Raw genomic sequence first — 14,138 nt, forward strand, 5'->3', positions numbered from 1 at the left:
CGCTTCTTCCGGCACATGCCAATCAACCGGGAGAAGCCCATGCAGGTGGTTTCGATCATTTCGACCAAGGGCGGCGTGGGCAAGACCACGACGGCGGCCAACCTGGGCGGCTTCGCGGCCGACTCCGGGCTGCGCGTGCTGCTGCTGGACCTGGACGTGCAGCCCACGCTGTCGAGCTACTTCACGCTGACCGAACGTGCGCCGGCCGGCATCTACGAGATGCTGGCCTACAACGAGCAGCGCGCCGAGCAACTGGTGTCGCACACCGCCATCGCCGGGCTGGACCTGGTGCTGTCGAACGACGACCGCGGCGAATTGAACACGCTGCTGCTGCATGCGCCGGACGGCAGACTGCGACTGCGTCACCTGGTGCCCACGCTCGCGCCGCGCTACGACCTGCTGCTGATCGACACCCAGGGCGCGCGCAGCGTGTTGCTCGAAATGGCGGTACTGGCCTCGGATCTGGCACTGTCGCCGGTGACGCCGGAAATCCTCGCGGCACGCGAGCTGCGCCGCGGCACCTTGCAGCTCATCGAGGACATCGCGCCGTACCGGCACCTCGGCATTGAGCCACCGCCGCTGCATCTGCTCATCAACCGCGTGCATTCGGTGTCATCCAACGCGCGGCTGATCCAGCAGGCGCTGCGGCAGGTGTTCCAGGGACAGTCCGGCGTGCGTGTGCTCGACACCGACGTGCCGGCTATCGAGGCCTATCCGCGCGCTGCCACGCAGGGCCTGCCGGTGCATCGGGTGGAGTACCGCCAGCCGGCGGGCCGCTCCGCCCCCGCGGCGCTGGACACCATGCGCGCGCTGGCCGGCGAGCTGTTTCCGGCGTGGCATGAGCGCTTCGCGCTCGTCACCGGCCGAGGCAGCACAGGAGGCGTCGGCCGTGGCCAGCGAGCATGAACTGGCCCGCGGCCACAAGCGGCTGCGAGTGCTGATCGAGTTTGCCCTGAGCGAAGGATGGAAGGTGGTGCGCACCCGTGGCGGGCACCTGTTGTTCACGAAGCCGGGCTGCGCGCCGATCTACACCAGCTCGATGGCGAGCGACCACCGCGCCGAGCGCAATGCCCGTGCGCAGCTTCGCCGCGCCGACCGCCAGGCGCAGGCTGCCGAGGCATCGCCGCAGGAGAACGGCCATGGCTGACATGACGCCGGACGACATGGCCGCCAAGCTGCTGGCCTCGGGCTTCGAGCGCAGCGGCCCTTCTGCCGCGGCCCTGACCGACCCCATCGCCAACACGCCGATGGTCGTAACGCTGGACCAGTTACGCTCCTATGACCATGACCCGCGCGTGACGCGCAACCCAGCCTACGAGGACATCAAGGCGTCGATCCGCGAGCGCGGGCTGGACGCGCCGCCTGCCATCACGCGCCGGCCCGGCGAGCCGCACTACATCATCCGCAACGGCGGCAACACGCGCCTGGCTATCCTGCGCGAGCTGTGGAGCGAGACGAAGGACGAACGCTTCTTCCGCATCTCCTGCCTGTTCCGCCCTTGGCCGCAGCGCGGCGAGGTGGTGATGCTCACCGGCCACCTGGCCGAGAACGAGCTGCGCGGGGGCTTGAGTTTCATCGAGCGGGCCTTGGGCGTGGAGAAGGCACGCGAGTTCTACGAGCAGGAGATGGGGCGGGACAGCGGCCAGCCACTGTCGCAGAGCGAGCTGGCGCGGCGGCTCACGGCCGATGGCTTCCCGCTGCCGCAGTCGCACATCAGCCGCATGCAGGACGCGGTGCACTACCTGCTGCCGGCGATCCCGAACCTGTTGTACGGCGGGCTGGGGCGGCACCAGGTCGAGCGGCTCGCGGTGCTGCGCAAGGCCTGCGAGCGCACCTGGGAGCGGCGTGCGCTGGGCCGCAGCCTGTCGATGGACTTCGCCGCGCTGTTCCAGGACGTGCTCGCGCAGTTCGACACGCAGCCGGACGACTTCTCACCCCAGCGCGTGCAGGACGAGCTGGTAGGCCAGATGGCCGAGCTGCTGGAAGCGGACTACGACACGCTGGCCCTGGAGATCGACGACACGGAGAGCCGGCAACGTGCGCTGACCAGCGATCCGGCGCCGCCAGCGGCAGCACGACCTGCGGCGCCAACCGCACCTGCCCCCGAGCTGCGGCAACCTTCATCGGCTTCGTCGCCGGCTGGTCCTTCAGTGCAGTCGTCGGAGCCTCGTGCGTCCGTGCCGGCAGGTACTGGCAAGGCAGCACTGGCCGTTGGCGCCGAAGGCACGCAGCAGAACGAGCAGCACGACGAGCGCCTGCAGGGCCACATCGTGTCGCCGGCGCCGACCACCGAACGCCTGCAATCCATCCAGCGCATGGTCGCCGACCAGATGGGCGACAAGCTGCCCGACTTCGAGGCTGACGCGTTGCGCGCGATTCCCGTCCAGGCGGGCGGGCTCTACCCCATCTCGGACGTCTGGTACATCGAGCCGGGCCTGGACGTACCGGATCGGCTGCGCGTGCACATCGCGCAGTTCGCGCGCGAGATCGCCGAGGAAGCCAGCGTGGCCGAACAGGTCGAGCCTAGCGACGCCGGCATCGGCTTCGCCTGCGTGACGCCGCCAGCTGCGCGCGCGATGCCGCCGTTTGCGCGGGCGGTGCTGACGCTGCTGCAGGCGCTGTGCGCCGCACGTGCCGCAGCCGGACTCGATCGCGCCCGGCTCGCCGATGATCTGGCGCCCTTGCTGTATGGCGGCGGCGCCTACCCTCGCCTGAGCGATGCCGGGCTGGTCAAACTGTTCCGGCTGCTGCGCCTGGCGCGTCGGCTTCTGGATCTGGAAGCCGGCGCGGGCGCCAGCGCTTCCGGCCACGGCGCCTGAGCGGAGATCGGCCATGTCGGCACCGCACCCGCTCAACCAGGCCGTAATCGCGCAGGCGCTGCACGACCTGCGCAACGGGCAACTACGACGCTGCAAAGCGATGGGCTTCGGCGAGGAAGAACTCGATGCGCTGAAGCATCCCGAACTCGTGAGCATGCTGGTCAACGCCACTGTCTCGTGGTGCTCGGTGTCGGTCAATCGCGAAGTGCTCAAGCGATTGCTGAGCCAGGTGCATGATGTGGAGCGCGAGATCGCGACGGTCGACCGCATGCTGCGCCTGGGAGCCAGCACGGAGATGGTCAGCCGCTTCTACGGCCTGACGCATCAGGAGGTGGCCCTGCGCCGCGACATCCTCGGCCTGCCCAAGCGCAAGGGGCGCCATCCGGTGCTGGACGAGGCGCAGGACACGGCGCTATGGAAGCAGTGGAAGGCTGGCGTCACGGAGCGCGGCATCGCGCTGGACGACGAGATGGCGATGCTGGCGCTGACCATGGACCTGGCCGAGACCCTGAGCCTGCCGATGTCGGTGATCTGGTCGGCGATACGCAACTGGATCGACCAGGGGCTGGTATAGGCCATGGCGACCGGCGGCGCACCCCGGCGCGATGGCCCTGTGGCGCTGTCGGCGCTGTTCGACGATGCGCTGCGGGAACTGGTGCCACCCGCACCGCCGGCTGCACGCGGCAACGCCCCTACGTCGCCGGCCGCGCCGGTCAGCGACGGCTTTCTCTACAGCGGCAACCGGCATGAGAGCGTGCCGCGCGCGCTGTTCCTCGACCGGCGCCTGACGCCACTGGAGCGCAATGCCTGGCAGGTGTTCCGCCTGCAGCTCCAGAGCGACGGTGTGACGGCGTTCCCGACCTACGACCAGCTCCGGCCCTATCTCGCGTCGATGCCTTGTGCGGCGCAGGCCTCGCACGAGACCGTGGCTCGCGCCCTGACGCTGCTGCGGCTGACGCGCTGGCTGAGCCTGGTGCGACGACGCCGCGACCCGAAGACCGGGCGCATCCTGGGAAATCTCTACGTGCTGCACGACGAACCGCTGACGCCCTTCGAGGCGATGCAGCTCGACCCCGACTACCTCGGCCTGGTCAGCCAAGCGCTGACCCATGCCGCGAAGGCGGTGCAGATCGTCGGCGCGAACACCCTGCGCGAGATCGCCGAAGACCCGATGCTCAATGGCCGCACGCTGCCCACGCGCTTGCAGGTGCTGGCACAGCGCATGGCACGCAACGAATGGGCCGATGCGAGTTGTCCACAAGAGCCTGTGGATCACGATTCCGAAGAAGGCCAGGGCGGCCTACTTCGGAATCTCGATGGCCCGTCTTCGGATTCCGAAGCAGGGCCGAAGCCCGCGCCAGACGGCTCACTTCGGAATCCGAAGGAGGACCGTACTGTACGTATGGATCGTATAAATCAAGTACGTACAGTACCGCGCGCGAAAGCGCTGCAGCACTTGCGCCTGCCCGAGCGTCTGCTGCGATTGAAGGACGAGCAGCAGAGCGGCGCGCTCGTGGCTTTGCAGCAGGTGGACGAGCCCCTTCGGCAGGCGGTGCTGGACGAATGGGATGCGCGTTGCCGCAACAGCGCGGTGCGCAACCCGGCCGGCTATCTGTTCGGCATCATCCAGAAGGCGATCCGCGGGGAGTTCAAGGCCTGGGCAGGTGACAACGGCGCAGCGCCACAAGTCGCTCGAACACCTGCGCCGGCACACGCCACACCTGCTGCCGAGTCCCGTCCCGCCGATCCCGAGGTGGCGCGCGCCTACCTGGCACAGATTCGATCCAACCTCCGCCGCCCTTGACCGTCTGGGCTATCCCCAGGGGATAGTTGGGACAGCCCCTCTTCCGCAAGTCCGTCCCGTCAATCTGCTTCCACCTCTCCCGAGGATTCACCCCAATAGGCGTAGTTGAACAGTGCATCCAATTCCGTGAAGTCGGCCAGGCCCAGCGCCTGTCGCACCTCCTCGGCATGCTGGCAATACCTTGCGTAGTCGTCGGGACCGACGTTTTGCTTGTTTGGATGTAGGGGATATGCCCTGATCCCGGCCAATGCCAGCCCCGACACCGCGTTTTGGTTCATCACCGCGAACCGCTTGTTGTCAAGTGCGTGCAGCACCTCGGTCAGTAGGTTGATGCCTGCTCGCGGGATGTGCTCGAAGTGCGCATGAAGAACTGCGAAGGCGTCTCCAGGTGGGAGAGTGCCTTGGCCCACGATGTCTCTTACCGCTGCGACGAACTGACCTGGATGCTCCGCGATTCGGTTCTTGCCGCGATGCAAGCCACCCGAATGCAGCAGGCCGATCAACGTTTCAAATCGGGCCAGGAACCCTTGACTCGTATTCCCACGCGCGACGGCCCATTCCTCCAACATCCGCCTTGCCTGGCGAAGGTTGCCCTTTCGTAGGGCTTTCTGTTCCGTGAAGCCATGTTCTGAATCGTCGCTTTTCATCAACTCCAGAATGCCGGCCAACGTCGTGAAGTTCGGGCCAATCGCGCTGCTTGCCTTCTGCGCACGCTTCTTGGCCACCTTTCGGAAGATGTCGTGGATGACGTACTCCCGTTCATAGGCGTCAATGCGGTCCCTGGTCGCCGGGACGATGATTTCGTCATCGATCAGAGCGTCGAAATGCTGAGTGACCGAGGCCATCAGCGTGTCGCTCGTGCCCTCGACCAAGGCTGATGCCTCATAGTTGGCGTAGAGGCCTCCTTGTGTGAAATTGGCCGATCCGACGATCACCGAGCATCCCTTGCTGTGCTGAAAGGCGTAGATCTTCGGATGGAATGTCTCGCTGGAATCACTGAGGTACAGCTTGAGCGCGTGTTCTTTGGTCAGCTCCAGCAGCTTTCGGAGCACGACGGGCTCGGTCAGATAGAAGTCGAGGCCGATTGCAAATCGGGCTTCCAGTCCGCGCTCAAGCGCCTTGCGCAGTGACTTCAGCAGCCCGTTCAGGGCCGATGCCTTCGCAAAGGCCACCAAGCATTCCAGGCGCTCCGCCTGCTTCAGCAGTTTCACGAGCTTGTCGCCGTGCCCGCGTTCCTCGTTCACCAGCAGTTGAACGGCGGTCTCATCCTTCATCGTTTGACCCCCTTCTTGCGTGCGGCAGCCCCAAACCAGGGGCAACCAATGGCCATTGTCCAGGTCTGCCTGCAGGCTCGGTCCTCTCCTGCCAGGCATCTATCCCCAGGGGATAGCAGACACAGATCACCTTCCAGCGACTGGAAAACCAGGAGCGGCGCGGTTGCGGTTTGTTGACTGACGCCCTTCCGGGCGATGCCGATGCTGGCGACTCGTTCCCTTACCGCGAGTCGTCACCATGTCCAACGAATCCCAGCAGCCCCTGCAATTGAATCTCGGATCGCTGCGCAGCGCGATGTCACTGACGCTGCACACCCACCACGCTTCACGCATCTGGCATGGCCGAGCGCCCGCTGAGGGCCGGCCCGGGATCATCGGCCTCAACGGCTACATCAGCGTGATGAACAAGATGAAGCGCGGGGCCGAACAGGACGATCCTTACTCGGACTGGTGGATGCTGCGCATCGAGGACAAGCTGACGCAGACCAAGGCGAGCTTGCAGGCGCTGCGCGAGCAGGTGGACCAGGCGCTGGCCGACGTGCCACCCGCACTGTCGCTGGGCGAAAACATGAACGTGCAGCCCGTGAAGCTGCCGCTGTTCGTCAATGCGCAGCTCGGCTTCATGGCGGTGTACCTGCTGGCCGACTACGACGACCTGGCACGCAAGCTGATCCTCGCCCACCACACTGCGCTAATCGACCGCGGCACGTTGGAACGCTGGCTCAACGACGGCGCGCACGCGCTGCGCAGCCTGTTCTCCCTGGCACAGCAGTACCGCTACGCCGGCGCGACTCGCGACGACTTCGCCTCGAAGAACGCGGTGGCGCGGGCAGCGCTGGAGAAGTTCGGCGAGCTGCCGCAGGACGTGCTCGAAGGCACGCGCCGCTCGCGCTTTGCGCCACCGATCGCGCGGCGGGCGGGCAAGCCTGGTGCAACCGCTGAGGCCGCGCCCGTCGCTGGCGCAGCCGACGTGGCGGACGACGATCTGGACGGCGAAGGCGCCAAGGCATGACGGCATCGCCTTCGACCGGCCAACCGGCGCGCTTCCTGCCGCTGGAACAGGCGGACTTCCAGCGCCTGGAACACGCGGGCTACCTAAAAGGCCTTTTACAGCCTTTTAAGGGTAAGGGGAGTCTGGAGGCCTGGGCCAGCCAGTGCACGGCGCTGCGCGATGACGTGATCGGCTTGGCGCAGCGGCGTGTGCTGCAACAGGCGCGGGCCTATCCCTTCTCGCTGCTCGATGTGCAACTGGCCCAGCAGACCACTGGCGCAGGCACGACCTTCCTGCGCTGGCGCAACCACGATCGTTCCTCGATGGGCGTGGCGCTGTGGGAGTCGCTGCTCGACCGCCCGGCAACGCCGGCCTCGCTGATCGATGACCTGTACGCGATGGAGTTGCAGCGCATCGCGCTGAACATGCAGATCAGCCTCCTTCACACGCTGGGCCGCCAGGCCCAGGAGTGCGCCAGCAAGGCCGCGCAGGCCGAAGCGGCTTACCTGCGGCGTGTCCACGGGCATGCCGCGTCCGTTCCATCCACCACCCCCAAGGAGTCACCATGAGCACGCACTTCGTCGGCGAGGGCAACATCGGTTCCGCGCCGGACTATCGCGAATTCCCCAACGGCAACGACGAGCCGCGCCGGCTACTGCGCCTGAACGTCTACTTCGACAACCCGATCCCGAAGAAGGACGGCGAGTACGAGGACCGCGGCGGGTTCTGGGCACCCGTGGAGCTGTGGCACCGCGACGCCGACCACTGGCAGACGCTGTACCAGAAGGGCATGCGGGTGCTGGTGGAAGGCCGCACCGTGAAGGACGAGTGGGAAGACGCCGACGACAACGAGCGCACCACCTTCAAGATCGAGGCCCGGCGCATTGGCATTCTGCCGTACCGCCTCCAGGCTGTGACCCTCAGCGCCAGGACGCTGGAACCCGAGGCGGCAGTACCGCCGCCGAAGGAAACCAAGGGGACGAAGGCGCCGAAGGAAACCAAGGCCAAGGGCTGATTCCCCCGCAGGGGGCGGCTGTAGCAACCGTCAGACGCCCGCCATGCACCAGCTATCCCCAGGGGATAGCGCCAGGGTGTTCCACCGAGTTCCAGCCGCCCTCCCGAAACGACGCTCCCGCTGCGCCAGCCTTTGCGGTCAGGTCGTACCTGCTGCGGCAACGCATCGCCCGCCGTTCACAAAGCGGTGTCTATGCCGATCGGCTTCCTTGCTGCCGTCATCCGCTGGCCCGGCCAAGCTGGGGGCCATCCGATGAACCGCACACTTCCAAGGAGGCTTCATGCGCGTGTTCCTGTGCGAGAAGCCGTCCCAGGGCAAGGACATCGCCCGTGTACTGGGCGCGGGCCAACGCGGCAACGGCTGCTACAGCGGTGCGGGTGTCGTCGTGACCTGGTGCATCGGTCATCTGGTCGAAGCGGTTGCGCCCGAAGGCTATGGCGAGCAGTACAAGCGCTGGGCCATCGAGCAACTGCCCATTCTTCCCGAGCGCTGGCGTGTCGAACCCAAGGCGGCGACCGCGGCGCAGTTCAAGGTCGTGCAGCAGCTCGTCGCCAAGGCGGGCGAGCTGGTGATCGCGACTGACGCCGACCGCGAAGGCGAGATGATCGCCCGCGAAATCATCGAGCTGTGCGGCTACCGCGGCCCAATCCAGCGGTTGTGGCTGTCCGCGCTCAACGATGCGTCGATCCGCAAGGCCCTGGCGGCGCTCAAGCCGTCCGTCGAGACGCTGCCGCTGTACTTCTCCGCGCTCGCCCGATCGCGTGCCGACTGGCTGATCGGGATGAACCTAAGCCGCCTGTTCACGTTGCTCGGGCGCCAGGCCGGCTACAACGGCGTGCTGTCGGTCGGGCGTGTGCAGACGCCCACGCTCAAGCTGGTCGTGGACCGTGATCGCGAGATCGCACGCTTCGTCTCGGTGCCGTTCTGGGCCATCGAGGTCGCGCTTTCGCATGCGGGCCAGTCCTTCGTCGCAAGCTGGATGCCGCCGCAGGGCAGCGCCGACGACGCCGGCCGCTGCCTGCAGCAGCCGGTGGCGCAGCAGGCAACCGCACAACTGCGCGCGGCCGGCGCCGCCCAGGTGCTGTCGGTGGAGACCGAGCGCGTGCGCGAAGGCCCGCCGCTGCCGTTCGACCTCGGCACCTTGCAGGAGGTGTGCTCCAAGCAGTTGGGCCTCGACGTGCAGGAAACGCTGGACATTGCCCAGGCGCTGTACGAGACGCACAAGGCGACCACGTATCCGCGCTCGGATTCAGGCTACCTGCCCGAGAGCATGCTGGCAGATGTGCCGGCCGTCCTCGACAGCCTGGTCAAGACCGATCCCAGCCTGCGACCGCTGATCGACCGCCTGGATCGCCAACAGCGTTCGCGGGCCTGGAACGACGGCAAGATCACGGCGCACCACGGCATCATTCCGACGCTGGAACCGGCCAACCTCTCGGCGATGAGCGACAAGGAGCTGGCCGTCTACCGATTGGTCCGCGCGCACTACCTCGCGCAGTTCCTGCCGCATCACGAGTTCGACCGGACGGTGGCGCAGCTTACGTGCGGCGGGCAGTCGCTGGTCGCGGTCGGCAAGCAGATCGCGGTGGCCGGATGGCGCCAGGTGCTGGCGGCGCCGGAGCCCGACGACACGGACGGCGAGGACGCGCAGCGCGGCCAGGTGCTGCCGGCGTTGCGCGCCGGGGCCTCCTGCCAGGTCGGCCAGGTCGAACTGAAGGCGTTGAAGACGCTGCCGCCCAAGCCCTACACGCAAGGCGAACTGGTCAAAGCCATGAAAGGCGTCGCCAAGCTAGTGACCGACCCGCGCCTGAAGCAGAAGCTCAAGGACACCACGGGCATCGGCACCGAGGCCACACGTGCCAACATCATCAGCGGGTTGCTGGCCCGCGGTTATCTCTTGAAGAAGGGCCGTGCCATCCGCGCGTCGGATGCGGCATTCACGCTGATCGACGCGGTGCCGGCGGCCATCGCCGATCCGGGCACGACGGCGGTGTGGGAGCAGGCGCTGGACATGATCGAGGCCGGTCAGATGACGCTGGACACCTTCATCGCCAAGCAATCGAGCTGGGTCGCCCAGCTCGTGCAGCAGTACCGCAGCGCCACACTCGATCTCAAGCTGCCGCCTGCACCGAGCTGCCCGCAATGCGGCGCCCCGATGCGCCAGCGCAGCGGCAAGAGCGGCGCGTTTTGGTCTTGCAGCCGCTATCCGGACTGCAAGGGCACGCAGCCGATCGAAGACGCCGCGGCAGGCAAGCGCGGCGCGTCCAGCCCGCGGCATCGGCGTCCCAAGGCGAGCTGACGCCCACGTCTCCCTCTGCCACGCCGGCTGCTGCCGACGGCGGGGCAAACCTCCCGCGCCCCGCGGGACTCCCCAGCGCGCGTTCCCTTCTGCAACGGTGTGCGCGTCCTGCACGGACCGATCACGGCTTGCAGGGCGAGAAGGTCATTGCTCCATCGAATCGCGCTCGTCGCGGTTCCGTTGATCGAGGTGCTTCCGCCATCCGTGAGCGGTCTCCTGACGCCTTGGCTTGCAATGCTGCGAGGTGTCAGGAGACCGCTCGCGGTCGACGGTATTCGGTGCCGGTGCCCGCCGGCGGAACAACGGGTTCCCTTTGTGTGTGGATACACGCCAGAGGATGCCGGCCCCAGCCACGAAACGGGCCGGGTGAGATTGCTGACGCAGCGAATGGCTTTGACGACGGCCTGGCCTGCTTGCAGCCCACAGGTGGATTGATTCCTCTCCAGCCGAAGTCCCTCGGGGCTTCGGCGCCTTTGTCGTGGGCGGACGGATCGTGCACCGCTCCTGCCGGCAGTGCTCGGGCCAAATCGGACGACGCGCAGTTCCGTTTGATCGGCGACGGTGCGCTTCGGGGCTTCCATCCTTCCTGCATGTGTCGCTGACGGTCGTCAGCAGCATGCCCTGGCAGCCCAGGTCTTCAAGGCTGCAACGCGGTTCGCCACGTTGACCGATCCAGTCCGCTTCGCACCGACCACCGCGGACGCGTGTCATCACGACGCGGGTGCTTTTCATGTTCAACCCTTCGGGAAGTGTCCCGCTCCCGAAAGGGCGTGGTGCTCCCGGTCTTCAACTACCAGGAGAAACCCATGTCCCTTGCGTTCGCATCGGCACCTTTGAGTGCTGAACAGGCCCGCGCCGAATCCATCGGCTACCAGGCTCTGGCCTACGTCGGCAAGCGCCTGCCCCTGCAGGTGCTGTGCAGCGCGGCCGGCCACTACATCGGCACCGCCGATGTGGACGGCCCGGTCTCGCGCGAGTCGGTCAGCTACTTCCGCTCGCACCACGCCGCCGAGCACGCCCTGCAAACGGGCCGCTGGCAGCAGCGACTCAACCCGTGATGTCCAACCACCAGGAGCCAAGTCATGAACCGTGCCCTGCCTCAAGAGGTACTTGATCAGATTGAGCTGGAACACCAGCACTTCGCTGCCGCACCCCAAGCCTTCTTCGAGGCATGGAAGCGCGGCGTCCACATCGCCGGAGCCGAATGGTTCGGCGACGGAACCCGCGAAGGCCTGCGGCGTGCCACCACCAAGTGGGATCTGCGGCCAAAGCTGATGATGCTCAACGACGCCCTCGGCGTCCTGAGCAGCGGCCAGCGGATGTTCCTGTCCGCGATGGTGAGCTTCTACAACGCCCGTGAGGGCGGTGCGATGCTCAAGCGTTGCGGCTTCGAGGGTCTGTCCGACCTGGGCGGCCTCGACCTGGAACGGCGCAAGGTCATCGCCGACCTGACGCTGAACTACAACGGCTGGTGAGCTGCTTCGGCCCGCCAACGTTCTTCCTTTTCTCCCACCCCACGAGGGACATGCGTCCCTATGCGGGGCCATGTCCCTCCTTTCTTCATAGGAGTGAATCATGTCCCCTGACTTTTCCATCGGTCTGCTCGTGACCGACGACGACATCGATGCGGTCATCCTGGAAGGTTGGCCGGCCGACGTGCGCAAGCCGCGCATGGTGGTATTCGACTACGCCGGCAACGATGTGCAAGACGAGTATGTGCTGCATGTCAGCAGCGGAACTCCGAACACCGGATTGACCGGGCGCGAGGTTTTTCCGGTCGAGTACGGCCCTAACTGCCGTTACCCATCGCCCGCTGAAGTCCTTTCGGTGCTCGATGCACGCAAGCCGGCCGAAAAACCTTCCGCGCTGAGCATCGCCCGCAACGTACACCAAAGCATCCTTGACTTGGATGCGCGGCTTGATCGCCTGGAGCAGGCGACGACTACAACAGCCTGTACCAGCTTGCGAATGGCGGCCTGATCGACCTGTTGAAGGTGCTGGGCGACCCGTCCTCTACCGCTGCCGGCTGACCGGCTGCCACTTCATCCACCCGCTGGGGTTCAATCCCCAGCAGGGGATTGCCTCGGCCATCCTCTGCTGGAGAAATCCCATGTCCTACTCGAACAACAATCCCTTTGTCCGCGGCTACGACGGCCTGTCCGTCCAGCGGCTGCTTGCCATCTCCTACGACGACGACTGCCCGCTGACCTACCTGCCCCTGCATCCCTCGCAGTCGAATCTGCCGGACAGCCAGGTCGAACGGCGGGCCTGCATCTTCTCGGACGACTTCGTGCTGATCACCGAGGACCAAGCGGTCCCCGATGAACTGCAAGCGCAATGCCGCAGCCACGGGCTCGCCCGCAACGTTGTCTATGCCGTGATGGCCGAGGAAGACGGCAAGCCGCTGCACGTGGGCGACACCTACTCCGAAGAAGCGGCGCGGGAAGTCGTGCGGCGCCTGCGCTATGAAACGGGCTACTACAGCCGGTGCTGGGAGATCAGCAGCGCGCACCTCGACGCCGACGCGCATCGCTTCCTCTCCGAGCTGGCGGACATCGCCACGCCGACGCTGTTCCTGTTCGTCGCCTTCCGCATCCCGTACAGCCCGGCCATCGGGTTGAAGCTGATCGCCACGCCCTGGACCGACGAGAACCTGCGCGCGGTCGAAGGCACCACGGCCAAGCGGCTGATGCAGGAGCACCGCAAGAAGGGCATGCCGGAATCCCTGGTGCAGGTGCTGCACCTGGCCGCGCTCGCCGACGTGCGCATGCTGGTCTTCGATGCCGATGCGCAGGTGCTGGACGGCCTGCCGATCTACGACGACTGACACCACCTTCCGAGCCCCCACGCGGGGCTCGTTTCATTTCTGGACGAAGCCGGTGGCGGCGCAGTGCCGATTCCCCCACGACGCTGGCCCACACCCGACGCACGCTGCTCGCATGTTCGCTGGCGTTGCCGGCAAGCATGCCCAGGCAGTCGAGACCTTCGAGGCTGCGGCACGGTTCGCCGCGCTGGTTGCTTTTCCTTCCACGGGCGCATGCGCGTCCATCCACCTCACCCCCAAGGGACATGCCTCCCTTGCGGGCGGAAGTTCCTTGGATTGCCACAAGGAGCCTCCTAATGGATACCCAAGCCATCCGCGCACAGATGCCGACGCTGGTTCGCGGCCACGTGCCTTCCAACGTCCGCAGCTTCAAGTTCAACATCTTCGACGGCCAGCCCAAGGTTTCGACGCTGGGCTTCCACGTTGATCCCAAGCCTTTCGAGGGCAAGGTTATCGCCACCACCGACGAGGCCATCGTCGTCAAGACGGGCCGGGCCGAGTTCGCGGTGCTCGACAAGGCGCTCGTCACCGATGTGCCCGACGAAGGCGCCAAGGTGCAGGTCGAACCGTATGCGCGGCGCCGCTTCGACGGCATGCGCGCGGACACGCCCGAGGAGAGCACCGAGTTCACCGCCGACGGCCAGCCGTACACGGTGAAGCGGCTCATCCTGGGTTCCGCGCCGGCCAAGTTGCCGATCCCCGAGCCGCAGTGCCCCGAGCTGCAGGAGCTGATCCACCAACTGGAGCAGTTGCCCGCGCCCGATGGCTTTCGCCGCATCACGCACCTGCTGGTGGATGCCGGCGCGCGGGACTTCACGGTGGTCGATCCGAGCCCCCGCAACATCATCGCCACGCCGCCGGCCATCGGCTTCACCGTCGCCTCAGCGAAGTTCCAGGGGCGCGTCACCGTGCTCTACGAGCGCGGCCTCGACCTCTACGCGGTGGAGCTGCACCGCAACAGCAATCTGGTCGAGCGGGTCGATGAAGTGTCGTTCGACGAGCTGGGCCAGGCCCTGGAGCGGCTGATCGACGACGGGAGCTGGCGCCTCATCCGCGTGCAGCGCCTGTCCGGCCGCAAGCTGGTCCAGCACTGAGCCCCTGCGTTCCTAAGC

15 protein-coding genes are annotated in these 14,138 nt (G+C 66.5%); 14 read left to right on the plus strand and 1 reads right to left on the minus strand.

Features of this window, described 5'->3' with window-relative positions; translation table 11 throughout:
- The first annotated feature begins 39 nt into the window (after positions 1-39).
- The 5 genes from ACWHMB_RS14570 to ACWHMB_RS14590 are packed head-to-tail and all read left to right on the plus strand — an operon-like array spanning position 40 to position 4,623.
- A complete protein-coding gene (locus ACWHMB_RS14570) occupies positions 40-906 on the plus strand; it encodes a ParA family protein (protein ID WP_292998701.1) in 867 nt (288 codons plus the stop codon).
- Positions 890-1,147 carry a hypothetical protein gene (locus ACWHMB_RS14575; protein WP_106503206.1) on the plus strand — a complete coding sequence of 86 codons (258 nt, stop codon included), beginning with the start codon at positions 890-892 and terminating at the stop codon, positions 1,145-1,147. Before ACWHMB_RS14570 ends, ACWHMB_RS14575 begins: the two co-directional genes overlap by 17 nt.
- Entirely contained in the window at positions 1,140-2,819 is a 1,680-nt protein-coding gene (locus ACWHMB_RS14580) for a ParB family protein (RefSeq protein ID WP_447648572.1), read from the plus strand. The genes ACWHMB_RS14575 and ACWHMB_RS14580 overlap by 8 nt, the downstream gene beginning before the upstream one ends.
- Positions 2,820-2,832: 13 nt before the next feature.
- Positions 2,833-3,393, plus strand: a complete 561-nt coding sequence (locus tag ACWHMB_RS14585) for a DUF2857 domain-containing protein (protein WP_292998695.1) — start codon at positions 2,833-2,835, stop codon at positions 3,391-3,393.
- A 3-nt stretch (positions 3,394-3,396) separates the two neighbouring features.
- Positions 3,397-4,623 (plus strand): STY4528 family pathogenicity island replication protein, encoded by a 1,227-nt coding sequence (locus tag ACWHMB_RS14590; protein WP_373716159.1) that lies wholly within the window; start codon positions 3,397-3,399, stop codon positions 4,621-4,623.
- A 59-nt stretch (positions 4,624-4,682) separates the two neighbouring features.
- Here the strand turns inward: ACWHMB_RS14590 and ACWHMB_RS14595 are convergent, their stop codons facing one another.
- Complete coding sequence (locus tag ACWHMB_RS14595; protein ID WP_292998690.1) at positions 4,683-5,897, minus strand: phospholipase D family protein; 1,215 nt, start codon at positions 5,895-5,897, stop codon at positions 4,683-4,685.
- Between the two features lie 238 nt (positions 5,898-6,135).
- On the opposite strand from ACWHMB_RS14595, the gene ACWHMB_RS14600 reads away from it, so the two are divergent.
- From ACWHMB_RS14600 to ACWHMB_RS14640, 9 genes are all read left to right on the plus strand, one after another.
- A complete protein-coding gene (locus ACWHMB_RS14600) occupies positions 6,136-6,909 on the plus strand; it encodes a PFL_4669 family integrating conjugative element protein (protein WP_292998688.1) in 774 nt (257 codons plus the stop codon).
- Positions 6,906-7,457: a DUF3158 family protein gene (locus ACWHMB_RS14605; RefSeq protein WP_292998686.1), complete on the plus strand. Its 552-nt coding sequence runs from the start codon at positions 6,906-6,908 to the stop codon at positions 7,455-7,457. The genes ACWHMB_RS14600 and ACWHMB_RS14605 overlap by 4 nt, the downstream gene beginning before the upstream one ends.
- Positions 7,454-7,903 carry a single-stranded DNA-binding protein gene (locus ACWHMB_RS14610; protein WP_292998684.1) on the plus strand — a complete coding sequence of 150 codons (450 nt, stop codon included), beginning with the start codon at positions 7,454-7,456 and terminating at the stop codon, positions 7,901-7,903. Before ACWHMB_RS14605 ends, ACWHMB_RS14610 begins: the two co-directional genes overlap by 4 nt.
- Positions 7,904-8,183: 280 nt before the next feature.
- On the plus strand, positions 8,184-10,202 hold the full coding sequence (locus ACWHMB_RS14615; protein WP_292998682.1) for a DNA topoisomerase III: 2,019 nt from the start codon (positions 8,184-8,186) through the stop codon (positions 10,200-10,202).
- 806 nt (positions 10,203-11,008) lie between these two features.
- Positions 11,009-11,260 carry a hypothetical protein gene (locus ACWHMB_RS14620; protein WP_292998680.1) on the plus strand — a complete coding sequence of 84 codons (252 nt, stop codon included), beginning with the start codon at positions 11,009-11,011 and terminating at the stop codon, positions 11,258-11,260.
- A gap of 24 nt (positions 11,261-11,284) precedes the next feature.
- The gene (locus ACWHMB_RS14625) at positions 11,285-11,677 is read left to right on the plus strand and encodes a hypothetical protein (RefSeq protein ID WP_292998678.1); all 393 of its coding nucleotides are present in this window, start codon (positions 11,285-11,287) and stop codon (positions 11,675-11,677) included.
- A 100-nt stretch (positions 11,678-11,777) separates the two neighbouring features.
- On the plus strand, positions 11,778-12,182 hold the full coding sequence (locus ACWHMB_RS14630; protein ID WP_292998676.1) for a hypothetical protein: 405 nt from the start codon (positions 11,778-11,780) through the stop codon (positions 12,180-12,182).
- Positions 12,183-12,312: 130 nt separating this feature from the next.
- A complete protein-coding gene (locus ACWHMB_RS14635; protein ID WP_292998673.1) occupies positions 12,313-13,029 on the plus strand; it encodes a DUF5983 family protein in 717 nt (238 codons plus the stop codon).
- Positions 13,030-13,322: 293 nt separating this feature from the next.
- Positions 13,323-14,120 (plus strand): GTPase, encoded by a 798-nt coding sequence (locus ACWHMB_RS14640; protein WP_292998671.1) that lies wholly within the window; start codon positions 13,323-13,325, stop codon positions 14,118-14,120.
- Positions 14,121-14,138 lie beyond the last annotated feature (18 nt).

The organism is Ottowia pentelensis (assembly GCF_964341695.1).

What these genes read in the sequence shown, in the direction of transcription:
- ACWHMB_RS14570 (WP_292998701.1), top strand. Translation starts at nt 40, where the DNA reads ATGCAGGTGGTTTCGATCATTTCGACCAAGGGCGGCGTGGGCAAGACC.
- ACWHMB_RS14580 (WP_447648572.1), top strand. Translation starts at nt 1,140, where the DNA reads ATGGCTGACATGACGCCGGACGACATGGCCGCCAAGCTGCTGGCCTCG.
- ACWHMB_RS14585 (WP_292998695.1), top strand. Translation starts at nt 2,833, where the DNA reads ATGTCGGCACCGCACCCGCTCAACCAGGCCGTAATCGCGCAGGCGCTG.
- ACWHMB_RS14590 (WP_373716159.1), top strand. Translation starts at nt 3,397, where the DNA reads ATGGCGACCGGCGGCGCACCCCGGCGCGATGGCCCTGTGGCGCTGTCG.
- ACWHMB_RS14595 (WP_292998690.1), bottom strand. Translation starts at nt 5,897, where the DNA reads ATGAAGGATGAGACCGCCGTTCAACTGCTGGTGAACGAGGAACGCGGG.
- ACWHMB_RS14600 (WP_292998688.1), top strand. Translation starts at nt 6,136, where the DNA reads ATGTCCAACGAATCCCAGCAGCCCCTGCAATTGAATCTCGGATCGCTG.
- ACWHMB_RS14605 (WP_292998686.1), top strand. Translation starts at nt 6,906, where the DNA reads ATGACGGCATCGCCTTCGACCGGCCAACCGGCGCGCTTCCTGCCGCTG.
- ACWHMB_RS14610 (WP_292998684.1), top strand. Translation starts at nt 7,454, where the DNA reads ATGAGCACGCACTTCGTCGGCGAGGGCAACATCGGTTCCGCGCCGGAC.
- ACWHMB_RS14615 (WP_292998682.1), top strand. Translation starts at nt 8,184, where the DNA reads ATGCGCGTGTTCCTGTGCGAGAAGCCGTCCCAGGGCAAGGACATCGCC.
- ACWHMB_RS14620 (WP_292998680.1), top strand. Translation starts at nt 11,009, where the DNA reads ATGTCCCTTGCGTTCGCATCGGCACCTTTGAGTGCTGAACAGGCCCGC.
- ACWHMB_RS14625 (WP_292998678.1), top strand. Translation starts at nt 11,285, where the DNA reads ATGAACCGTGCCCTGCCTCAAGAGGTACTTGATCAGATTGAGCTGGAA.
- ACWHMB_RS14630 (WP_292998676.1), top strand. Translation starts at nt 11,778, where the DNA reads ATGTCCCCTGACTTTTCCATCGGTCTGCTCGTGACCGACGACGACATC.
- ACWHMB_RS14635 (WP_292998673.1), top strand. Translation starts at nt 12,313, where the DNA reads ATGTCCTACTCGAACAACAATCCCTTTGTCCGCGGCTACGACGGCCTG.
- ACWHMB_RS14640 (WP_292998671.1), top strand. Translation starts at nt 13,323, where the DNA reads ATGGATACCCAAGCCATCCGCGCACAGATGCCGACGCTGGTTCGCGGC.